This is a genomic window from Roseburia sp. OM02-15 (assembly GCF_003481835.1).
GTDB classification, from domain to species: domain Bacteria; phylum Bacillota; class Clostridia; order Lachnospirales; family Lachnospiraceae; genus Eubacterium_I; species Eubacterium_I ramulus_A.
Window position 1 is genome coordinate 1 of sequence record NZ_QULX01000014.1, and the last position, 22,645, is coordinate 22,645.

The following is a 22,645-nucleotide window of genomic DNA, read 5'->3' on the forward strand; positions in this document are numbered from 1 at the left end:
CATTGAGCAAGAAGCCCCCACTTCAAAATCTGTGATTTAAGTGGTGGGAGCATGTCACAGGAGGTACTTAAATGACCATTATTGTAACCGGCGGAGCCGGATTTATCGGAAGTAACTTTGTTTTTCATATGTTAAATAAATATCCGAATTACAGAATTATCTGCCTGGATAAACTGACCTATGCGGGAAATCTGTCCACATTGGCACCGGTGATGGATAATCCGAATTTCCGTTTTGTGAAGGCTGACATTTGCGACAGAGATGCTGTTTACCAGTTATTTGAGAAAGAGCATCCGGATATGGTTGTAAACTTTGCAGCAGAGAGCCATGTAGACCGTTCCATCGAGAACCCGGGTATTTTCCTTGAGACAAATATCATGGGAACTTCCGTACTGATGGACGCCTGCAGAAAATACGGGATCAAACGTTATCATCAGGTTTCTACTGATGAAGTGTATGGTGATCTGCCGTTAGACCGCCCGGATCTGTTTTTTACAGAGGAGACACCAATCCATACAAGTTCTCCGTATTCTTCTTCCAAGGCAGCGGCAGATCTGTTGGTACTTGCGTACCACAGAACTTATGGTTTACCAGTTTCTATCAGCCGTTGCTCCAATAACTACGGACCGTATCATTTTCCGGAGAAGCTGATTCCGTTGATGATCGCCAATGCGCTGGCTGACAAACCACTGCCGGTATATGGCGAGGGTCTGAATGTGCGTGACTGGCTGTATGTGGAGGATCACTGTAAAGCCATTGATCTGATCATCCATAACGGACGTGTTGGTGAGGTTTATAATGTCGGTGGTCACAATGAGAAGAAGAATATTGACATTGTAAAAATCATCTGCAAGGAGCTTGGCAAGCCGGAGAGTCTGATCACACATGTGACAGATCGTAAAGGCCACGATATGCGTTATGCGATCGATCCGACCAAGATTCATAATGAACTTGGCTGGCTGCCGGAGACAAAGTTTGAGGATGGTATTAAGAAGACGATTCAGTGGTATCTGGATAACCGTGAGTGGTGGGAGACCATCATTAGTGGGGAGTACCAGAATTATTATGAGAAGATGTATGGCAATCGGTAGATAGTATAATTTACCTAAATCTTGACATAGGACCAAAAATTTTGACAAAAACAACATCCCCCGCGCATAACCGCAGGGGAATGTCCTATTCTGGCATCTTTCTTTTTATTTCTTTATTTTCAAAAGTGTTTTATAAAAAGGCTTGAGTATTTTGTGCAATTGCATTCCCTGGCGGGGATATTTGCTCTGCAGCTTTCGATTGAGACTCTTTTTGTCATCTGTCTGTGTGAGAGTTGCGTACAGATAAGCAATGAAATCTGCAGGAACTTCGGTATCGGCTGTGTTACAATGCTTGAAGATCAATTCACAGAATTTCTTGAATCGGGTTTCTTTTTTCCAGGAAACCGAAGGTGCTGCGAATTTTTCCTGACGCATGTATTTATAAAGTTCTTCCCCTTTTTTTATGCCATAAAAATGCACATAGGCAAGGTGGATATAAGAAGATTCTTTGGAACCGACACAATTAATGATTGTGTAAAGTTCCCTGAGATCAACACCACCTATCGTTTGCTCAGTGTCTGTGTCTACAGAGGAAGAAGGAGCTGCTTTTTCCTCCGATACAGGTGTTGGTTCTGTCTTGATTTCAGGAGTTGGGATATTACTGCTGGTAAGTCGTGTAATTGCCTGGTTCTGCTCAGACCAGAAATGAACCACAGCATCAAAACCTGTATCATTTGATACGATGACCATTTCATCGGTGTTTTTTGAGCGGAGCTGATAACCAAGATAAGATACTAATTGAAAATCCAGTGCATTGCTGCCTTCGTAGCATCGAATGAACTTGGGTTTGTTTTTTGCATTCATCAGAGCGATGGCATGCTCATAATCAATGCGGGGTGAGTGACTGGTGTAAAAAATCAGGAACGTGCCGTTTGGATCTGCCAGCAGAAGGTCAATCCAGGCGTCACCGACGTTTTCACTGTCTACAAAATAAATTTTTGACATTTGCTTTTGGTACCTCATATGCCAGAATGTATTTATTATAGCACGTATGTCCTGTTAGGATAAAAAATATTTTATTAAGATTGGTCTGACATTTCTAAACAGGATTTTGTGAAAATAGTAATTGTCAAACATTTTGACCACAGCTATAATGGAAAAGTAATATATTCGCATTTGAGGTGTTTTCTGAACAGACAGAACTCTTTCAGATAAACGTGTACTTGGATATTTGGAAACAGTAGTTGAAATAAACAGGTGGTTTTTCAGCACTCAAATTTATAGATGGAGGTGTATCTATATGGCAAAATTAAATATTCCGGTTGGTATTTCTGATTTTTCAGAAATTCGCCAAAATCAATATTACTATGTAGATAAATCTGGTTTGATCCGTCAATTGACCGATGGGAACAGGGCAAAAGTTACATTGATCACCCGTCCAAGACGTTTTGGAAAAACACTTGGAATGAGTATGCTGGAAAATTTTTTTAATATTCAAAAAGACAGTAAAGATTTATTTTATGGATTAGAGATTTCAAAGGATGCTGCTCTTTGCCATCAGTGGATGAACCAGTATCCTACCATCTTTTTAACATTAAAAGATATTGATGGATTGAGTTTTGAAGATGCTTATGGTCAGCTGATGGAACAGATCGCAGATCTATATAAAGAGCATGTATATTTACTGGATTGTGATACAGTTGATCCGGATGATATGCAGATTTTTCTTGATCTGAAAGCCGGAAAAGCAGATAAAACGAAACTGAGCCGTTCGTTAGCTTACCTTATGAAACTGATGCATCATTATTATCAAAAACCGGTTATTTTATTATTGGATGAATATGATGTTCCTTTGGCAAAAGCAAGTAGTCACGGTTATTATGATGAAATGCTTAGTATTTTGAAAATTATGATGAGTACGGCATTTAAGGATAATTCTGATCTGTTATTTGCGGTGATCACAGGATGTTTGAAAATTGCAAAAGAAAGTATTTTTACCGGTATTAATAATTTTGTTTCAGATACGATATCTTCTTCCAGATTAAATGAGTTTTTTGGATTTACACAGTCGGAAGTAAATCAGATTTTGAAAGATGCAGATTGTATCAGACATGCCTCTGAAGTGAAGCAGTGGTATGATGGATATCATTTCGGGAACTTTGATATTTATTGTCCATGGGATGTGATGAATTATTTGCGGGATTTGCAGCAGAATCCGATGATACGTCCGTCCAGTTACTGGAAAAATACAAGTGATAATGCGATTATTCGTTCTTTTATTGATCAATCGGGAAGCAGTATTTCGCAAAAGTTGGAAAAATTGCTATCTGGTGGATATATTGTGCAGCAGATTGATGAAAATTTGACATATGATTATCTTCACTCTTCGGAAAATAATCTGTGGAGCATTTTGTATCTTACCGGTTATCTTACACGGGTACCGGATGCAGAAATAGAGTTTGCTCTACCCATTGGAAGTACCGCATTGATGATTCCAAATGCAGAAATTCGTGAAATATATGAATCGACGATTATGCAGTGGTTTAACGATTATGCCAGATCCTGGGATCGTAATAATTTGTTTCAGGCTGCATGGATGGAAGATACAGATACATTAACCGCGGAAATGAATCGTCTTTTGCGTCAGACGATCAGCTACCATGATTATCGGGAAGATTTTTATCATGCTTTTCTGGCAGGTATTTTTGCAGGCGCGGGATATATGGTAGAATCTAACAGAGAACATGGCGAAGGGCGCAGCGATATCGTTATTTCTGATCTGACAAACAGTAAAATTATTATTTTTGAAGCGAAATATGCAAAATCTGTGAGTACAATGGAAGCGGATTGCGAAAAGGCATTGGAGCAAATCAATACGCGTATGTATGCGGCAGAATATGAAGATGATTATGATCAGATTATTTGTTACGGTATTGCGTTTTATAAAAAGCGCTGCTTAGTGAAAAAAGCAGAATAACAATCCCCCCTGTGACTTGAAATCGCAGGGGTATTATAAAAATAAGTAAGGACAGAAAAATGAAAAGTAAAAGAAAAAGCAGATACCTCATCTGGTTATTCCCACTTGCTGTCATGATCATGATTTTTTCTTTTTCCGGGCAGCAGGGAGATGAATCTTCCAGTATGAGTAATATATTTGTAGATCTGTTTTTGCAGGTTCGGGGAACGTTAGGCTTATTTCCGAAATTTGCGGATGCAGATCTGGTAAACGTGATTTCCATTGTGGTGAGAAAAGGGGCGCATGTGACAGAATATATTTTGCTGTGCATCTCATTTCTGACGGCATTTTGGGTATCCGGAGTACGGGGGAAATGGCGAAACATCGGTTCTTTTGTATTTACTTTTGGGTATGCATGCAGCGACGAGTTTCATCAGCTGTTTGTACCGGGAAGAGCAGGGCAATTTAGAGATGTCCTGATTGACAGTAGTGGGGCATTGGTACTGAGTATCATTGTTGTGCTGGTGATGTATGCAAGAAGAAAGCGTGTATCGGTGATTCAGAAATAGAGGAGAAGAAAAACTATGGATACAGAATTTCGTTTACTATATCCGAAAGGATATAAGGAATCGGATCAGGCGCGCATGAAATCTTATGATTTTATCACGTCATTACAGATCGATGATATGGTGGTGCTGCAAAATGACCGGTATCGTGGCTATTCAGAGCTGACATTGGAAAAGTTTTTTTCCACAGATCCGGAAGTGTTAGAATATCGGCAGGCGATCGTGGAAGATCTGGTGAAGCATCCAAAGCTGTATCAGGCGTTTTGCAGTTCGGTGTCAGAAATTCAGAATGTCAGTGAATTGCGTCGGGTGCTGAGCAGCGATTTTTCTGTGGATTCGGCATTGAGTGCGGTGCGCTACTTGGAGATGTATGAAGAACTGGTGGATCTGTTTGCAAATGTATTTTCGGAGATTGAGAAAGATTCGGGGGCGGATATTGCATCGGATGGCATGAAAAATTTTCGGGAACTGGTATACAGTGTGGCAAAGAGTGAAGAATATCTGAATCTGAAACGGGAAATGGAAGCCACCGGCAAGAATTTTGGCTATCTGAAAAGTGTGACCATTGGAATTAATCTGGATGACAACCTGCGACCGAAGGAAGCAGGAATTATTTCCGTCAATGAAAAAGAATTTTCTGCGGGAAGCATTATTGACAAGCTGATGAAACATCGTCTGACGGATCGGCAGGTGATGATGACTCCGCTGTATCCGTTGCAGAAAGGATTGCACGGGGAAGAACAGAAAGCGATTAATTATGCGATGGGAAGTGCGCTGCAGACGATTTTTGAGAAGCCGTTGCGCTCTTTTGAACCGATGATCCAGAATTATTATAAGGCAAATACGGCGGTGTTTGCGGCACTTCTGGACGATATTCGGTTTCTGACGGCAGGTGTGAAGTTTATTCTGGATATGCAGGCAAAAGGATTTGAAATGTGTCGTCCACAGATTTGTCCGGTAAAGGATCGGGTGTGTGAATTAGAGCAGGTATACAATCCGATGCTTGCTATGCGTGGCGTAGAAAAAACAGTTGTTTCCAACCGGTTTGAACTGGATGAAAACGGTCGTTTTTATCTGGTGACGGGACCAAACCACGGCGGAAAGTCTATTTTTGCATATTCTATCGGTATGGCACAGGCATTGTGTCAGCTTGGGCTTTTTGTGCCGGCACATCAGGCAAAAATGAGTCCGGTGACTGGGATTTTTACCCATTTTCCGGTTTCGGATGAGAATAATTATGGAAAAGGACGGTTGGAGAGTGAGTGCGCCCGCCTCAGTGAGATTTTAAAGCAGTTATCGGATACGGACATGCTTTTGATGGATGAATCTTTTTCCAGTACCAGCGGTCTGGAGGCAGGTTATATTGCATCGGAAGTGCTGACCGGAATCGGTGTCATCGGATGCTGTGGACTGTTTGTGACGCATATTCATGATCTGCCGATGAAGGTTCAGGAATATAATTCTTACCCGGGAAACCGAAGCAAGATTGATAATCTGGTGGCACAGATGGATAATGTGGCCCAGGGTGTCAGGAGTTATCGGATCAGTCGGACAACACCGGATGGACTCAGTTATGCCAGAGATATTGCGGCACGGTATGGTCTGAATCTGGAGGAAATCTGCGGGAATAAGGAAGGAAAGTAGGTTATGTGGACTTTACAAGTCTTTTCGCCTGTATTAAAATGAAGAAGAACGGAGCATCGGGTGAATATTGTCAGGATATTAGATGTTCAAAATATCGGAAGATTGTATATTTCAAAACCGATGATCTGCATCTGAATGAGAAACATGAGGAGGAAAATATCATGATTAATGCAGCTTTTATTTATGTAGCACCGGATCAGAATCCACAGGAGCAGAAAGCAGTGATCCCGTCTGAGACACTTACGTTACATGTCGTAGGATGCTCTACTTATGAACAGGCAGAAGCAGCAGCAAAGGAACTGGTTGCAAACGGATGTGGTGCCATTGAGTTGTGTGCAGGGTTTGGTAACGAAGGAATTGCACGGATCAAGAAGGCAGTTGGACCGGAGATTCCGGTAGGAGCTGTAAAATTTGATTATCATCCTGCGTTCGGTTTCAAGAGCGGAGACGAATTATTCCAGTAAGTATAAATAGTAATTAAAATAAAAAGAGTTTTGATCGGATATTAGAGTTTTTTGACTGGTCAGAACTCTTTTTTGGTGTAAAAACCCTATATTATAGGAGAAAAGGAAAAGTGAAAAAGTTTCTTTTGGGCGAGCGGTTGTTTTTTTACTTGTGGTGTGTTACTATTTGTAATACTGATGAGAATTATGTATGAGAGTAAAGAGAGAAAAAACGGAGGAATGAAAATTTGAGTAAAGTAGCGATTGTGACAGACAGTAACAGTGGAATTACTCAGGCACAGGCAAAAGAACTTGGAATCCGCGTCATGCCGATGCCGTTTTATATTAATGAAGAAATGCTTCTGGAGGATATTGATCTGACCCAGGAACAGTTTTATGAGAGATTGACAGAAGGTGCTGATATTCACACATCCACCCCTGTTTTAACAAATTTTACAGATCTTTGGGACGAACTGCTTGAGGAGTATGATGAGATCATTCATATTCCGATGTCCAGCGGACTTTCCAGTACCTGTTCCACAGCGACCATGCTGGCACAGGATTACGACGGAAAAGTATTTGTTGTAGATAATCAGCGTATTTCCGTAACACAGCGTCAGTCTGTTATGGATGCTATGGAACTGGCAGCAGCAGGCAAATCCGGACAGGAGATTTACGACAAACTGATGGAGAATAAGATGGAGTCCAGTATTTATATTATGCTGGATACCTTATATTATCTGAAAAAAGGTGGTCGTATCACACCGGCGGCAGCAGCACTTGGTACTTTGCTGAAACTGAAACCGGTTCTGCAGATCCAGGGTGAGAAGCTGGATGCTTTTGCAAAAGCAAGAACCGTAAAACAGGCGAAAAACATCATGATCAAACAGATCAAAGATGACTGTGAGCGTCGTTTTGGTTCTGCAGATGGCACCGGCGTACACATTTCCATGGCGTATACCCATGATCTTGAAGCGGCAGAAGAGTTCAAAAAAGAAGTACAGGAAGCATTCCCGAATCATGAGATTGTACTGAATCCGTTATCCTTAAGTATTGCATGTCACATTGGACCGGGTGCTCTGGCAGTGACAGCGACAAAAGCAATCGAGGTGGATGCATAATGGTAGATTACGAGAAGTTAAAGCAGATCAGAAATATGGGATTTATCAAACATACCGGAATCAAAACTGTTGAACTCCGGGAGGGTTACGCAAAAGGTGAAATCGTATTGGATGAGCGCCATGCAAATCCGATCGGTTCCACACATGGCGGAGTACTGTTCACATTAGTAGATACCGTTGGTGGTGCGGCAGCAACAAGCCGTGGCAGATATGTGACTACGGTATCCGGAAATATCAATTATCTGCGTCCGGCGATGAACTGCAAAAAGCTGATCGGAGAGTCACGCGAGATCAAGATCGGTAAAAAAATGTGTGTCTATGATGTCATGATCACAGATGAGAATGACCGTGAGATCGCAAAAGCTACCATGACTTATTTTTATCTGGACAAGATCAATCCAGAAGATTTTGTAAAATAAGAACCGTATCAATCAGATAAAATAATGAATAAATATTAGTTTTACTTATAAATAGATGTTATATATTAGAAAAAAGATTTTACATCTTGTATAGAATCGTGTATAATCATAAAGTAAAACGGAAAATAAAAAGGGCAGGTTTTACACCTGTCTTTTATAATGCCGAAGGAGGAATCTGTAATTATGGTAAAAGCTGTAGTAGGAGCAAACTGGGGTGATGAAGGAAAAGGTAAAATCACCGACATGTTGGCAAAAGAGGCAGATATTATTGTTCGTTTCCAGGGTGGCGCAAATGCAGGCCATACCATCGTGAACAATTATGGTAAATTTGCACTTCACACACTTCCGTCAGGATGTTTTTATGGACATACAACAAGCATCATCGGTAACGGTGTTGCATTAAATATTCCGGTACTGTTCAAAGAGATCCAGGACATTGTAGCAAAAGGTGTGCCAATGCCAAAAATTCTTGTATCTGACCGTGCACAGATGGTTATGCCATATCATGTGTTATTCGATCAGTATGAGGAGGAGCGTCTGGGTGGTAAATCATTCGGTTCTACAAAATCCGGTATTGCACCATTCTACTCAGATAAATATGCAAAAATCGGTTTTCAGGTAAGTGAGTTATTCGACGAGGAGCTTTTAAAAGAGAAGGTTGTTCGTGTCTGCGAGACAAAGAACGTTACATTAGAGCATCTGTATCACAAACCACTGCTTGATCCGGATGAGTTATTAGAGACTCTGCACCAGTACAAAGAGATGGTAGAGCCGTATGTATGTGATGTATCTACTTATCTGTGGAATGCAATTAAAGAAGGCAAAGAGATTCTGTTAGAGGGTCAGCTTGGTACATTAAAAGATCCGGATCACGGAATTTATCCGATGGTTACATCTTCTTCCACGCTGGCAGCATATGGCGCAATCGGCGCAGGTATCCCGCCATACGAGATCAAGAAGATCATCACAGTCTGCAAAGCATACTCAAGTGCAGTAGGCGCAGGTGCATTTGTCAGCGAGATCTTTGGCGATGAGGCTGATGAGCTGAGAAGACGCGGCGGCGACGGCGGTGAGTTCGGCGCTACAACAGGCAGACCGAGACGTATGGGATGGTTTGACTGTGTGGCAAGTAAATACGGATGCCGTCTGCAGGGTGCGACAGATGTAGCATTTACAGTACTGGATGTACTTGGATATCTGGATGAGATTCCGGTATGTGTAGGTTACGAGATCGATGGCGAGGTAACCACTGAGTTCCCGACCACTGCAAAACTGGAGAAAGCAAAACCGGTATTAAAGACATTACCGGGATGGAAATGCGATATCCGCGGAATCAAAAAATACGAAGATCTTCCGGAAAACTGCCGTAAATATGTAGAGTTCATTGAGGAGCAGATCGGATTCCCGATCACTATGGTTTCCAACGGACCGGGCAGAGAAGATATCATTTACAGATAAATATATGGTAAAACGAGAGGGAGCAGCTGAGGAATCAGCTGTTCCTTTTTCGATTTACAATGGGAAGTTTTTACCAAATGTAAAACCTATTTTTACGATAGGAATAAAACACAAGAAAAACACTGCTGCTTTGTATAATATAATGAAAAAATATAAAATGTGTTGAAAAAAATTGTAAAAAATATTCATAAAACATGAGAATTTACTTTAAAAATTAGTAAATATGCAGTATAATATATGCATTACCTGCAATGACTAATTTATTTATTAGAAGCAGGGGATATATATTATTATCAGAGGGGGATATGAAGTGGAAAAAGAAATTATTGCTATGCTGCTTGCCGGTGGACAGGGCTCACGATTATATGCACTGACACAGAAACTGGCAAAACCGGCAGTTCCGTTTGGTGGAAAATATCGAATTATTGATTTCCCGTTATCCAATTGTATCAATTCAGGTATCGATACGGTAGGTATTCTGACACAGTACCAGCCGCTTGTACTGAATGAGTACATAGGAAATGGACAGCCATGGGATCTGGACCGTTTGAATGGAGGTGTTCATGTTCTCCCGCCATATCAGAAGGCATCTGGCTCTGACTGGTACAAAGGAACAGCGAATGCGATTTATCAGAATATCTCATTTATTGAGCGGTATGATCCAAAATACGTGATCATCCTTTCCGGAGACCAGATCTGCAAGCAGGATTATAACGATTTCCTTGAATTTCATAAGAAAAAAGGCGCTGAGTTCAGTGTGGCAGTTATGGAAGTGCCTTGGGAAGAAGCATCCAGATTTGGACTGATGGTTACAGATGAGAATGACAAGATCACAGAGTTTCAGGAGAAACCGGCGAATCCGAAATCAAATCTGGCATCCATGGGTATCTATATTTTTAACTGGGATGTATTGCGTAAGTATCTGATCGAGGATGAAGCTGATCCGGAGTCAGAAAATGATTTTGGTAATAACATTATTCCGAATTTACTTCGGGATGGCAGAGATATGTATGCATATCGCTTCAGTGGTTACTGGAAGGATGTAGGAACCATTTCTTCTCTGTGGGAAGCAAATATGGAAGTTCTGGATCCGCAGCACAGTGGTATCGATCTGTTTGAAGATGACTGGAAGATCTACAGTCGAAACAGTGGTATGACCGGTCATAAGATTGGTATGCATGCACAGATTGAAAACTCTATGATCACAGACGGATGTCGAATTGATGGTGAGGTAGAACATTCCGTACTGTTTGCCGGTGTCAAAGTTGCACAGGGAGCAGTTGTAAGAGATGCCGTTGTCATGGGCGGAACGGTGATCAAATCCGGAGCAGTCGTAGAACACTGTATCATCGGTGAAAATGCAGTTATCGGTGAAAATGCGAAGATTGGTGTCGTAAAAGAAGGCGAAGAAAAAGGTGTTGCAACCATTGGACCGGGCGTTTATGTGGGTGATGGAGCAACCGTTGGTTCCAATGCCATGGTACGAGAAAATGTAAAGGATGGTGAAGAAGAATGGTAAAGTCTAATACAAGCGCACTGGGAATTATTTTCCCGAATTACTATGATTCTCTTGTCCCGGAAATGGTCAGCGAGCGGCTGATGGGCTCTGTTCCTTTTGCAAGCCGTTATCGTATGATCGATTTTGTACTTTCCAGTATGGTAAACAGTGGAATCAACAACGTATCTGTACTGGTTCGCGAGAAATATCATTCTCTGATGGATCATCTTGGTTCCGGTCGTGAGTGGGATCTGGTTCGTAAGAACGGTGGTCTGACGATTTGGCCGCCATATGCAGAGAAAGGCATGCATCTGTATGACGGACGTATCGAAGCACTGCATCATACACTTTCTTATCTGGAAAAACAGAAAGAAAAATATGTGATTATTGCAGATACGAATATTGCTGTAAATTTTGATTTCAGAAAATTTATCAATGAGCATAAAGAGAGCGGTGCCGATGTATCTGTTGCTTATACAGAGCAGGAAGTTCCGGAAGGACTGGTAAATGCGCAGAATTCCAGAAAGGATATGTTCTATACGTTCAAACTGGAGAATGGTCGTGTTACAAAATGGTATATCAACCGCAAAGAAGATGGTGTACAGAATCTTGGTATGAATATTTACTGTTTTGACAGAGAATATATGATTGATCTGGTAAATGAAGCTTATGTGCATGGACAGACGAATCTGGAGCGTGATGTATTATCCAATGAAGTGGATAAGATTCATATCCATGGATATAAATACGAGGGCTATTATGCACGAATCTGTGACAGAAATAGCTTTTTTGAGGAGAACATGAAGCTTCTGAAGGATGAAAATCTGGAAGGACTGTTCGCAGGAGGACAGATTTATACAAAATTACGAGATGATAACCCGACCAGATATATTGCTGGTGCAACTGTAAAAAATATGATGGCAGCAGATGGATGTGTCATTGAGGGAACGGTTGAAAACTGTATTTTGTTCCGTGGTGTCAAGATCGGTAAAGGCGCAGTTGTGAAAAACTGTGTGCTGATGCAAGATACTGTTGTGGAGGAAAATGTAAAAGCAGAATATGTGATTACGGATAAAGATGCGGTAGTGACTGCCGGAAAAGAAATTAAAGGGGCAGATACGTTCCCGCTATATATAGCAAAACATCAGAAAGTATAATTATAATACAAAAATGACGGAGCATTCTTGAACAGATGCTTATACAGTAAAAAATACGAGGCTGTGTGGTGAAAAATTACCACACAGCTTCGTATTTTTTTCAATGCAGATTGTAAAGCGACGATGTTCATGCGCAGGCAGCAAAAGTGGATTGCAAATGTCCGCTTTATAAAATTACAGGAAGTGAACGGTTTTGTTGCTTATGGTACGGTATTGACTGTTATAGTGTGAAAAAAGATTTGACAGAGTGCCGGGAAACTGCGCTATAATAGAAATGCATGTCTGAAAAGAAAAACAGGGAAAAATGATAGAATGGAGCAGTATTATTTATGGAACGAAATCTTACGACGGGAAGTGTGTTAAAAAATATTTTATATTTTTCACTTCCGTATCTGTTATCTTATTTTTTACAGACACTATATGGTATGGCGGATTTGTTCATTGTCGGCCAGTTTGATGGAGTAGCAAGCACAACAGCAGTATCTGTCGGCAGTCAGGTGATGCATATGATCACAGTTATGCTGGTGGGACTGGCAATGGGAACAACGGTTACTATCGGACAGGCAGTTGGTGCCGGAAACCGGGAAAAGGCATCGAAAACAGTTGGAAATACCGTAGTATTATTTATGGTGCTTTCTGTTGTGCTGATGGCAGTATTGCTGTTTTTCGTTAAGACGATCGTAGCGGTTATGTCTACACCGGAAGAAGCTGTGGCAGGAACGGTCTCTTATCTGACAATCTGCTTTATCGGCATTCCGTGTATTACTGCATACAACATCATCAGTTCAATTTTCCGTGGATTTGGGGATTCAAAAAGCCCGATGTATTTTATTGCGATCGCATGTGCGGCAAATATCGGTCTGGATTATCTGTTCATGGGAGCATTTCAGATGGGACCGGCAGGAGCGGCACTTGGAACGACGCTGGCACAGGCATTGAGTGTTGTGATCGCACTGATCATGATCCTGAAACGGAAAATGATCACGGTGACAAAGACTGCTTTTATTCCACAAAAAGAGGCGATGGGGCAGATTGCCCGGATCGGTATTCCGATCGCTTTGCAGGACGGACTGATCCAGGTTGCATTTATCGTCATTACCATTATTGCAAACCGTCGCGGATTAAGTGATGCGGCAGCAGTTGGAATCGTGGAAAAGATCATCAGCTTTTTATTCCTGGTGCCATCTTCCATGTTGTCGACGGTCTCCGCGATGGGAGCTCAGAATATCGGTGCCGGAAAACCGGAGCGGGCGATCCAGACCCTGCGTTATTCCATTATGATCACGGTGGGATTTGGCGTGATCATATCTGTGATCATTCAGTTTGCAGCAGCACCGGTGGTGGGACTGTTTACTACGGACGCGGCAGTGGTTGTACTTGGCACACAGTATATCAGAGGTTATATCTGGGATTGCATTTTTGCGGGCATTCATTTCAGCTTCAGCGGATATTTTTGTGCCTGCGGCAGATCGGAACTGTCTTTTATTCACAATATTACAGCAATCGTGCTGGTGCGTGTGCCGGGGGTTTATCTGACATCCAAAATGTTCCCGGATACGCTGTTCCCGATGGGACTGGCGACAGCGGCGGGATCACTGACATCTGTCGTGATCTGTCTGATTGCATATTCTTATTTGCACCGCAGACAGAAAAAAGATGCAGTTTGACGGATGATGCAGGTATTTTATCTCAGTCGAGAAGACTCCCACTTCTGCAAGTGGTAAGTAATAACAAGTCTTTCTCAGTGGGAGTACAATCTTCGACTGAGATAAACGCTCCGCGGGGATGTGCAGTGATTCTGAGAAGAATATGTCAGCTTTCGCTGACCAGAATCACGCACCAAGTCTCACGTGCGTTCGACTTGAATGCGATTGACGTATCTTTTATCAGAAGAATGTGTTAAGATAGTTACATAATTACTGGCAAAAGAAAAAGATAAGTTGCAGAATTAATGTAACGTGTATGAGGGGCAATGATGAAGCAACAGGATATTATGACCAGAGAACGGGCAGAGGCAGAGTTAGCCTGCCTCAGAGAGGTTTTCTCTGAAGTTCGTCTTCTGGATAAACAATATATGGAACAACTACAGAGACAGCAGGTGGAACGTCAGAAATTACCATGCCAGTGGCATGATTTTTTGCAAAAAGAACATCAGTGTGACCGATGCAGTTCTCTGGAAGCGTTTCTGTCGAAAAAACAGAATACAAAGCTGGAGATTCTGGAAACGGATGTCTATTTTGTGATTTCCAGATATGTAGAGATTGACGGTGAGCCGTATGTGATCGAGATGTTTAAGCGTCTGCATGACAACAGTGTGATGGATACGCTGGAGCGGAAGCGTCTGGTCAATAAGCTGATCGGCTATAAGGAAAAAGTGTACCGGGATGTGCTGACGGAAGCATACAACCGCCGTTATTATGAGGAAGAATTAAAACAGAAAAATTTTGCAGCGGGAGTTGCAATGCTGGATCTGGATGATTTTAAACTTTACAATGATACCTACGGGCATGAAGTCGGAGATCTGGTTTTGAAAACGACAGCAGATGTCATTCGCAAGAATATCCGACGGAGCGATATGCTGATCCGATATGGCGGTGATGAGTTTCTGCTGATCTTGCCGGATATGAAGGAAACGGAATTTTTAAAGAAGTTAAAGAAGATCAAGACGGATCTGGTGCAGACTTCCATTCCGGGATATTCCAGAATTCAGCAGTCCGTGAGCATCGGCGGAGTCCTGACCGGGGAAGAAAGCATTGAGAGTGCGGTAAAACGTGCGGATCAGCTGATGTATCAGGCAAAGAACCAGAAAAATATGATTGTGACGGAAAACATCACCTATGATGAGAATGGCGAGGAGAATACCACCCGAGAGGATATCAAGCAGATGATCCTGATCGTGGATGATTCGGAGATGAACCGTGCAATCCTTTCCCATATGCTGGAGAAGGATTACCGTATTCTGGAGGCATCAAACGGTGTGGAATGTCTGGAAATGATGCAGCAGTATGGAACCGGTATTTCATTGGTATTACTGGATATCGTGATGCCGAAGACGGATGGATTTGAAGTGCTGGCGCATATGAACCGTGAGCACTGGATTGAGGAGCTTCCGGTGGTTATGATCTCCAGTGAGGATTCGGAAAGCTATATCCGTCATGCCTACGAACTTGGAGTATCGGATTATATCAGCAGACCATTTGATGCGAAGGTGGTTTATCAGCGTGTGTTTAATACGATTAAGCTGTATACAAAGCAGCGTCGTCTGAGCACCCTTGTAACGGATCAGATGTATGAAAAAGAGAAGAATAATCAGATGCTGGTCAGCGTGTTAAGCCAGATCGTAGAATTTCGAAATGGTGAGAGCGGTCTGCATGTACTGCATATCAACCGTCTGACAGGAATTCTGATCGATTTTCTGCTTCAGAAAACCGATCGTTATCCATCGGCGCGTCAGCAGCAGAACCTGATCATAACAGCGTCTGCACTGCATGATATCGGCAAGATCGGAATTGATGAAAAGATTCTGAACAAACCGGGCAAGCTGACAAAAGAAGAATTTGAGGTTATGAAGACACATACGATCATCGGAGCGTCCATGCTGGATAGTCTGGAATTTTATCAGAATGAGATGATGATCAAGATTGCCTATCAGATCTGCCGCTGGCATCATGAACGTTATGACGGCAGGGGCTATCCGGATGGACTCAAAGGAGACGAGATTCCGATCGCTGCACAGATCGTTGCGTTGGCAGATGTTTATGACGCGCTGGTAAGCGAACGTGTATACAAGAAAGCGTTCCCACATGAGGTGGCAATGCAGATGATCCTGAATGGCGAGTGCGGTGTGTTTAATCCGATTTTGATGGAGTGTCTGAAAGATGCCGGGGATAAAATTCATGCGTTGTATGTGGAAGAAGCAGAACAGCGCTAGAAATATGGTTACGGTTCAAGCACCACTATGCAGGTGATGAGTGAGCTGTAGTGAAATATATGATGAATTTGTGGTATAAATATGTGCTACTACTTGATTTTTATCAGTAAAAAATACTATAATACTAGGATAACATAGGGTTATGGCAAATGTGTAGGAGTATCGTGAGTCTGAGAAGAATATGTCAGCTTACGTTGACCAGAATCACATACCAGGTCTTACATGCGTTTGACTTGAAGTTGTTATGATCCGAAGGATTTTTAAATAGTATGATAAAAGGAGACGTAGCCTTTGAATAAAAAAGCAATAATCGCAATGAGCGGCGGCGTTGATTCCAGCGTAGCCGCTTTTTTGATGAAAGAAAAAGGATATGAGTGTATCGGCGCTACCATGAAGCTGTTTCAGAATGAGGATGTGGTTGTATGCAGAGAGCATACCTGCTGCTCCTTAGACGATGTGGAAGATGCCAGAAGTGTAGCCCGCGCACTTGAGATGCCATATTATGTGTTTAATTTTTCCGACCGATTCAAAGAAGAAGTGATGGAAAAATTCGTATGTTCTTATGAAAATGGATGTACACCGAATCCATGTATTGACTGCAACCGTTATCTGAAATTTGAAAAATTGTTCCAGCGTGCAAAAGAGTTGTCATATGATTATGTGGTGACCGGTCATTATGCACAGATTGAATATAATGAAGAAACCGGACGTTATTTGTTGAAAAAATCCGTAGATCTGAGCAAAGATCAGAGTTATGTTCTGTATTCTCTGACGCAGGATCAGCTGGCACATGTGCAGTTCCCGTTGGGTGGCATGCACAAGACAGAAGCCAGAGAAATCGCAGAGGCACAGGGATTTATCAATGCCAGAAAGCATGACAGTCAGGACATCTGTTTTGTCGTAAACGGAAAATATTCGGATTTTATCGAACAGTATCGGGAGAAAACATATCCGGAGGGAGATTTTGTGGATCTGGAAGGCAATGTGTTAGGTCGCCACAAAGGAATTATCCGTTATACCATTGGTCAGCGGAAAGGACTTGGTTTATCCTTAAAAGAATCTATGTATGTTGTTGCGGTTGATCCGGTAAAAAATCAGGTGATTTTAGGAAGAAATGATGATCTGTTCTCCAGAGAACTGGTGGCAAATGACGTGAATCTGATTTCTGTGGATCATATCGAAGGAGAAATGCGCGTGAAAGCAAAGGTTCGTTACCGCCATGAGGAGCAGTGGGCGACCGTGACGCAGCCGGAACCGGACAAGATCCGCGTGGTATTTGATGAACCACAGCGTGCGATTACCTGTGGTCAGGCAGTCGTTTTGTATGATGGAGATGTGGTTGTCGGCGGAGCGACGATCATTGAGACAGAGATTGCAAAACGGTACAGCTAGCATACAGTGATAAATGAGCATTTTGATTCTATAATAATAGAATACTGGGTGAAAATACGATAGATTTTGATTTTTATAGTAAGAAAAATGTATGAAGTAAAAAGGGGAAGTAAGACAATGGATGTAGCACAGAGATTAATCAGGGAACATAATTTAACCAGGGAAGAATTTGTGGAACTGATCAAAATGGCAGATGATCCGCAGGTGGATGCGCTGCTGGCAGACGAGGCAGTCCGTATTCGCAAAGAAGTCTATGGCACGGACGTGTATACAAGAGGTCTGATTGAGTTTACGAATTATTGTAAGAATGACTGCTATTATTGCGGAATCCGCAGAAGCAATCCGAATGCAAAGCGGTATCGTTTGACAGAAGATGAGATTTTAGCCTGTTGTGAGAATGGATACGAGTTAGGATTTCGTACTTTTGTTCTGCAGGGTGGCGAGGATCCGTATTATAACGATGACCGTATGGTGGATATCGTGCAGAAAATCCATGCAGGTTATCCGGATTGTGCGATTACATTGTCTATCGGTGAAAAATCTTATGAAAGTTATAAACGTTTCCGGGAAGCGGGCGCAGATCGTTATCTGCTTCGCCATGAAACCGCAAACGATGCACATTATCGGAAGCTGCATCCGGAAGAGATGAGTCTGGCAGTGCGCAAGCAGTGTCTGTATGACTTAAAAGAACTTGGCTATCAGGTTGGCGCAGGATTTATGGTAGGTTCGCCGGAACAGACCGAAGAGACGCTTGCGGATGATCTGGTATTTTTAAAAGAACTGGAACCGCAGATGGTCGGTATCGGTCCGTTTATTCCGCATCATGATACTATGTTTGCAGAGGAGCCGTCCGGAAGTGTTCCGCTGACGTTATTTTTACTGTCAGTGATTCGTATCATGCTGCCGCATGTACTGCTTCCGGCAACTACGGCACTTGGAACCGCAGATCCGCTTGGCAGGGAAAAAGGATTGCAGCATGGCGCTAACGTCGTAATGCCAAACCTGTCACCGGTGAAGAACCGCAAGCAGTATGATCTGTATGATAATAAGATCTGTACCGGAGAAGAAGCGGCAGAATGTCGTGGATGTTTGGGCCGCAGAGTGGAAAGTGTCGGATATGAACTGGTCAGAGACCGTGGGGATTTCCGGTAACAGATTTATAAAAATGATTGTCTGGAATGGATATAGGAATAATGGAAACGTGAAAATGAGTTCCGAGAAAAAGATGATATAAAAATCAGAAAGCTATTTCTAATCCGAGAATATAGAAAATAAATTGATTGAGAAAGAAAAAGGTGAACAGTATGTCAGATATGAGCAGAAATATGGAAGGAAGAGAAGCGAAAGAAATTCTGGATTCCATCCTTGCCGATTATGAGCTGGATCGTACCATTGATAAAATGGAAGATTTTTATGATCAGCCGAATAAAGAAGTTATTATTGATATTATTGAAAAATTAATGAAAATTATTTATCCGGGTTATTACAGAGACCGTGCATACAAAAGCTATCATGCAAACCATCATTTATCAACTTTGATCGAGGATGTGTTGTATCGTCTCAGTCGGCAGATTGCAAAAGTTTCCAAGTTCTGTCCAAAGCTGGATGGAAAATGCCGGGAGCAGATTGAAAAAGAAAGTTACGAGATTACCGTAGATTTCTTGCGTCAGATTCCGAAGATCCGTGAATATCTGGAAGGGGATCTGCAGGCAGCCTTAGAGGGAGATCCGGCAGCAAACAGCTACGGTGAGATCATTTTGGCTTATCCGGGATTATTTGCCATTACCATCAACCGTCTGGCACATGAGCTGTTTATCCGTTCTGTGCCGTTGATTCCGCGTATTATGACAGAGTATGCACACAGTATAACCGGAATTGATATTCATCCGGGTGCAACGATCGGAAAACATTTCTTTATCGATCATGGTACCGGTATTGTAGTTGGTGAGACAACGATTATCGGTGACAATGTAAAAATTTATCAGGGTGTTACCCTTGGCGCGCTGTCTACCAGAGGTGGTCAGAAGCTGAAAAATGCAAAACGTCATCCTACCATTGAGGATAATGTGACGATTTATTCCGGGGCTTCTATTCTTGGCGGTGAGACGGTTATTGGAAGAGATTCTGTCATTGGTGGTAATGCGTTTATTACGAAATCTATTCCGGCGGGAACGACTGTCAGCATTAAAGGACAGGAATTGCAGTTCAAGCAGGGTGGAAAGACGACCATGGAGATCAGTAATTTAGATCAGGATGAGAACTGGTTTTATATTATATAAAACGTTTTCGGGTAATTGTGTGGTTTTAGATAGGTTATGAAAAGGGACTCTGCGATTTTTTCTCGCCCGCTAACAATTGCTGGTCGAGAAAAAATAGCCAGAGTCCCTTTTTCCAGACTGTGTGAAAACCACACTGCTTACCCTTACGCTGTGACGCGTATGTGCAGGAAATGCTGAAATAAGGAACACTGTGTTGCATACGCAAATGAAAGATAGTCCGCGATATCGCTGAGCAGAATGTTATTATATTCATAACGTAAATAAAAAATCAGAAAGAATGTCAGGAGGTACTGAACAATGAGTTTGATTGATACGAAATTTCGTGTAGACGAGAGTAAATGTGTGGGCTGTGGTTTGTGTCAACTTGCCTGTCCGTCTATGCTGATTGAAATGAATGAACATAAAAAACCAGGCCTGAAACCGGTAAAAAGTATGGATTGGTACGGTTGTTGGGGATGTCAGCATTGTCTGACTGTCTGTCCGAACGGCGCAATCAGTGTACTTGGTAAAAAGCCGGAAGACAGTCTTCCTTTACCGAGTGATGCGATCGCTACGGATCTGGAGCGTCTGGTCTGCAGCCGCCGTTCCTGTCGTCATTATAAAGATGAAAATGTAGATCCGGAGCTTTTAAATGAACTGCTTGCAGCATTGGAGGCAACTCCGACTGGCGGAAATAAGCAGAAAATGGAGTTTACCGTTATTGATGACCGTGCAGAATTGGACAAACTGCGTAAGATGATCTGTGAAGGAGTGGAAGATCTGAAAAAACAGGGAATTTATCCGTATTCCTGGGATGCAGAGTCTTATGGAATTATGGAAGATCGTGGACCGCAGGCTATGAATGGAGATATTTATTTCTGCTCTGCACCGCATGTCATTATTCCACATATGCCGAAAAAATTTGGTTCCGCAGCAGTAGAAGTGGGAATTACACTGGCTTATTTTGAACTGTTATGCGAATCAAAAGGACTTGGCTGCGTGTACCTTGGTTTCCCGATGAATGTTATGAAACTGCTGCCGGATGTATGGGCAAAACTTGGCATTCCGGAAGATCACTTCGTGGCAACGGCCATGGGATTCGGTTATCCGAAGTTTGACTATGCCCGCGGTGCACAGAAGAGTGGAAAGCAGGCAATTCACCGCTTGAAATTCTAGCAAAACGCAATAAGAAAAGAACGATACAGAGGAACAATATCAAAAAGCAAATGATATTGTTCCTCTTTTTATTGACATTATTCCTGAAAGTGAGCATGCTATAAATATATATATAAGCAGGATAAACAGAAATGAGATCAAAATATATTATTATGGGTACCAGAAAGGGTTAAATCAGGAGGGGAAACATTTGCATTTTTATATTACAGGAGATACACACAAAAAATTTGACCGGGTGGAAGAATTCTGCCTGGAGTATCACACTACGACAGACGATGTTATGATTATCCTTGGAGACTCTGGTATTAATTACTGGCTGAGTCCGAAAGATGAAAAACTAAAAGAACGTGTTGCCAGAATACCGATTACCTGTTTCTGTATACACGGCAATCATGAAGGCCGGCCATGGGAATCTCCGGCGGATTACAAACTGGTGCCATGGCATGGCGGTCTTGTATACAAAGAAGAAAAATATCCGAATATTTTGTTTGCAAAAGACGGGGAGATTTATGATTTTAACGGAAAATCTGTGATGCCGATCGGTGGTGCCGGTACGGTAAACAAGGATTATCGCATCAGTCATGGACTTCAGTGGTTTGCATCGGAACAGCCGGACGATACGATTAAGCAGTTTGTGGAGCAACAGCTGGAAAAAGCTGGGTGGAAGATGGACATCATTTTGTCACATACTGTTCCAATTAAGGCTGAGCCAACCTGGGCGTTCAAGCCGCGAAAGGAACCGATTACTGTGGATAAAGGGACAGAAGAGTGGCTACAGACGGTTTATGATCGTTTGGATTTTTCAGAGTGGTATGCAGGACATTATCATGTGGAGACAGAATCCATGGGGATTCGAATTATGTTTGAGGATTTTGATGAGATATAGTTGGATAATTAATGAGGAGAATAAAAAGTAAACCAATGGGTTAATGATTAGAAGAGAAAACTGGAGTATACTTGTCTTATAAACAGAATTTGTGGAAAATCGTTGCATATTTTAGAGAAATTTATAAATAACAGGCCGGAGTGTAATGATATGGGAAGAGATACAAATGTAGAAATTTTTAGAGATACTGTGGATTTAGTAAAAACAAATCCAGCTTTAAGAGCGGAAGTAGCAGCTTCAACGAAGAAACAGGAAATAATTTTAGAAACAGATAAAGTAGAGGTTCCATCACTAAGCAAATATACAGAAAATGTCAGAGTAATTGTTTCGAAAAAAAGAAGCTTTGAAGCAGCAGGGGCATATCGGGGAAAAAAAGTTGCTGTTCTTAATTTTGCATCTGCTACGAATCCGGGTGGAGGTGTAACCAGAGGCGCATCTGCGCAGGAGGAATGCTTGTGTAGATGTTCGGGATTATATTCTAGTCTGAATGTACCGGAAACATGGGATCTCTTTTATACCCCACATAGAAAATCAAAAAATCCAATTCACAATGATGATATTATTTATACTCCTTCGGTTACAGTATTTAAAACGGATACTGTTAATCCAGCATTGATGCAGGAAAAGGACTGGTACAAAGTTGACATTATCACTTGTGCTGCACCGAACTTGAGAGAAAAACCAGGCAGCTTGCAAAATGTATGATTCG

The 22,645-nt window shown here is 42.0% G+C and carries 19 protein-coding genes; 18 read left to right on the top strand and 1 reads right to left on the bottom strand.

The window, feature by feature from the left end:
- Window positions 1-71 precede the first annotated feature (71 nt).
- A complete protein-coding gene (gene rfbB, locus DXB15_RS12165; RefSeq protein ID WP_118703093.1) occupies window positions 72-1,091 on the top strand; it encodes a dTDP-glucose 4,6-dehydratase in 1,020 nt (339 codons plus the stop codon).
- A 105-nt stretch (window positions 1,092-1,196) separates the two neighbouring features.
- Here rfbB and DXB15_RS12170 read toward each other — a convergent pair whose 3' ends face one another.
- On the bottom strand, window positions 1,197-2,036 hold the full coding sequence (locus tag DXB15_RS12170) for a PIN domain-containing protein (RefSeq protein WP_118703094.1): 840 nt from the start codon (window positions 2,034-2,036) through the stop codon (window positions 1,197-1,199).
- A gap of 295 nt (window positions 2,037-2,331) precedes the next feature.
- Between DXB15_RS12170 and DXB15_RS12175 the strand changes: the two genes are divergently transcribed.
- The 17 genes from DXB15_RS12175 (at window position 2,332) to DXB15_RS12255 (ending at window position 22,641) form a co-directional block, all read left to right on the top strand.
- A complete protein-coding gene (locus tag DXB15_RS12175) occupies window positions 2,332-4,008 on the top strand; it encodes an AAA family ATPase (RefSeq protein ID WP_118703095.1) in 1,677 nt (558 codons plus the stop codon).
- A gap of 59 nt (window positions 4,009-4,067) precedes the next feature.
- Window positions 4,068-4,556 (top strand): VanZ family protein, encoded by a 489-nt coding sequence (locus tag DXB15_RS12180; protein ID WP_118703096.1) that lies wholly within the window; start codon window positions 4,068-4,070, stop codon window positions 4,554-4,556.
- 15 nt (window positions 4,557-4,571) lie between these two features.
- Window positions 4,572-6,197: a MutS-related protein gene (locus DXB15_RS12185; RefSeq protein WP_118703097.1), complete on the top strand. Its 1,626-nt coding sequence runs from the start codon at window positions 4,572-4,574 to the stop codon at window positions 6,195-6,197.
- A gap of 161 nt (window positions 6,198-6,358) precedes the next feature.
- Window positions 6,359-6,661: a DUF6506 family protein gene (locus tag DXB15_RS12190; RefSeq protein WP_330427519.1), complete on the top strand. Its 303-nt coding sequence runs from the start codon at window positions 6,359-6,361 to the stop codon at window positions 6,659-6,661.
- 227 nt (window positions 6,662-6,888) lie between these two features.
- Complete coding sequence (locus tag DXB15_RS12195; protein WP_109214880.1) at window positions 6,889-7,761, top strand: DegV family protein; 873 nt, start codon at window positions 6,889-6,891, stop codon at window positions 7,759-7,761.
- On the top strand, window positions 7,761-8,180 hold the full coding sequence (locus DXB15_RS12200; RefSeq protein WP_109214881.1) for a PaaI family thioesterase: 420 nt from the start codon (window positions 7,761-7,763) through the stop codon (window positions 8,178-8,180). The genes DXB15_RS12195 and DXB15_RS12200 overlap by 1 nt, the downstream gene beginning before the upstream one ends.
- A 183-nt stretch (window positions 8,181-8,363) precedes the next feature.
- Window positions 8,364-9,638, top strand: coding sequence for an adenylosuccinate synthase (locus DXB15_RS12205; RefSeq protein WP_118703098.1), 1,275 nt, complete (start codon window positions 8,364-8,366; stop codon window positions 9,636-9,638).
- 310 nt (window positions 9,639-9,948) lie between these two features.
- Window positions 9,949-11,157: a glucose-1-phosphate adenylyltransferase gene (locus tag DXB15_RS12210; protein ID WP_109214883.1), complete on the top strand. Its 1,209-nt coding sequence runs from the start codon at window positions 9,949-9,951 to the stop codon at window positions 11,155-11,157.
- On the top strand, window positions 11,151-12,293 hold the full coding sequence (gene glgD, locus DXB15_RS12215) for a glucose-1-phosphate adenylyltransferase subunit GlgD (RefSeq protein ID WP_109214884.1): 1,143 nt from the start codon (window positions 11,151-11,153) through the stop codon (window positions 12,291-12,293). The genes DXB15_RS12210 and glgD overlap by 7 nt, the downstream gene beginning before the upstream one ends.
- Window positions 12,294-12,622: 329 nt before the next feature.
- Window positions 12,623-13,960, top strand: coding sequence for an MATE family efflux transporter (locus tag DXB15_RS12220; protein WP_118703099.1), 1,338 nt, complete (start codon window positions 12,623-12,625; stop codon window positions 13,958-13,960).
- Between the two features lie 305 nt (window positions 13,961-14,265).
- Window positions 14,266-16,224, top strand: a complete 1,959-nt coding sequence (locus DXB15_RS12225) for a diguanylate cyclase (RefSeq protein WP_243115646.1) — start codon at window positions 14,266-14,268, stop codon at window positions 16,222-16,224.
- Between the two features lie 291 nt (window positions 16,225-16,515).
- The gene (gene mnmA / locus DXB15_RS12230; RefSeq protein ID WP_118703101.1) at window positions 16,516-17,616 is read left to right on the top strand and encodes a tRNA 2-thiouridine(34) synthase MnmA; all 1,101 of its coding nucleotides are present in this window, start codon (window positions 16,516-16,518) and stop codon (window positions 17,614-17,616) included.
- A gap of 117 nt (window positions 17,617-17,733) precedes the next feature.
- Window positions 17,734-18,768, top strand: a complete 1,035-nt coding sequence (gene hydE, locus DXB15_RS12235; protein WP_118703102.1) for a [FeFe] hydrogenase H-cluster radical SAM maturase HydE — start codon at window positions 17,734-17,736, stop codon at window positions 18,766-18,768.
- Between the two features lie 152 nt (window positions 18,769-18,920).
- Entirely contained in the window at window positions 18,921-19,895 is a 975-nt protein-coding gene (gene epsC, locus DXB15_RS12240; RefSeq protein ID WP_177956918.1) for a serine O-acetyltransferase EpsC, read from the top strand.
- A 297-nt stretch (window positions 19,896-20,192) separates the two neighbouring features.
- A complete protein-coding gene (locus DXB15_RS12245; RefSeq protein ID WP_118703103.1) occupies window positions 20,193-21,050 on the top strand; it encodes a nitroreductase family protein in 858 nt (285 codons plus the stop codon).
- 190 nt (window positions 21,051-21,240) lie between these two features.
- Window positions 21,241-21,936 (top strand): metallophosphoesterase, encoded by a 696-nt coding sequence (locus DXB15_RS12250; RefSeq protein ID WP_109215070.1) that lies wholly within the window; start codon window positions 21,241-21,243, stop codon window positions 21,934-21,936.
- A gap of 150 nt (window positions 21,937-22,086) precedes the next feature.
- Window positions 22,087-22,641, top strand: coding sequence for a TIGR02452 family protein (locus DXB15_RS12255; RefSeq protein WP_109215069.1), 555 nt, complete (start codon window positions 22,087-22,089; stop codon window positions 22,639-22,641).
- Window positions 22,642-22,645 lie beyond the last annotated feature (4 nt).

Bases quoted from the DNA above. Each gene is read 5' to 3' on its own strand.
- hydE (WP_118703102.1), top strand. From the start codon at position 17,734: ATGGATGTAGCACAGAGATTAATCAGGGAACATAATTTAACCAGGGAA.
- epsC (WP_177956918.1), top strand. From the start codon at position 18,921: ATGTCAGATATGAGCAGAAATATGGAAGGAAGAGAAGCGAAAGAAATT.
- rfbB (WP_118703093.1), top strand. From the start codon at position 72: ATGACCATTATTGTAACCGGCGGAGCCGGATTTATCGGAAGTAACTTT.
- DXB15_RS12190 (WP_330427519.1), top strand. From the start codon at position 6,359: ATGATTAATGCAGCTTTTATTTATGTAGCACCGGATCAGAATCCACAG.
- DXB15_RS12225 (WP_243115646.1), top strand. From the start codon at position 14,266: ATGATGAAGCAACAGGATATTATGACCAGAGAACGGGCAGAGGCAGAG.
- DXB15_RS12220 (WP_118703099.1), top strand. From the start codon at position 12,623: ATGGAACGAAATCTTACGACGGGAAGTGTGTTAAAAAATATTTTATAT.
- DXB15_RS12185 (WP_118703097.1), top strand. From the start codon at position 4,572: ATGGATACAGAATTTCGTTTACTATATCCGAAAGGATATAAGGAATCG.
- DXB15_RS12245 (WP_118703103.1), top strand. From the start codon at position 20,193: ATGAGTTTGATTGATACGAAATTTCGTGTAGACGAGAGTAAATGTGTG.
- glgD (WP_109214884.1), top strand. From the start codon at position 11,151: ATGGTAAAGTCTAATACAAGCGCACTGGGAATTATTTTCCCGAATTAC.
- DXB15_RS12180 (WP_118703096.1), top strand. From the start codon at position 4,068: ATGAAAAGTAAAAGAAAAAGCAGATACCTCATCTGGTTATTCCCACTT.
- DXB15_RS12175 (WP_118703095.1), top strand. From the start codon at position 2,332: ATGGCAAAATTAAATATTCCGGTTGGTATTTCTGATTTTTCAGAAATT.
- DXB15_RS12170 (WP_118703094.1), bottom strand. From the start codon at position 2,036: ATGTCAAAAATTTATTTTGTAGACAGTGAAAACGTCGGTGACGCCTGG.
- DXB15_RS12205 (WP_118703098.1), top strand. From the start codon at position 8,364: ATGGTAAAAGCTGTAGTAGGAGCAAACTGGGGTGATGAAGGAAAAGGT.
- DXB15_RS12200 (WP_109214881.1), top strand. From the start codon at position 7,761: ATGGTAGATTACGAGAAGTTAAAGCAGATCAGAAATATGGGATTTATC.
- DXB15_RS12255 (WP_109215069.1), top strand. From the start codon at position 22,087: ATGGGAAGAGATACAAATGTAGAAATTTTTAGAGATACTGTGGATTTA.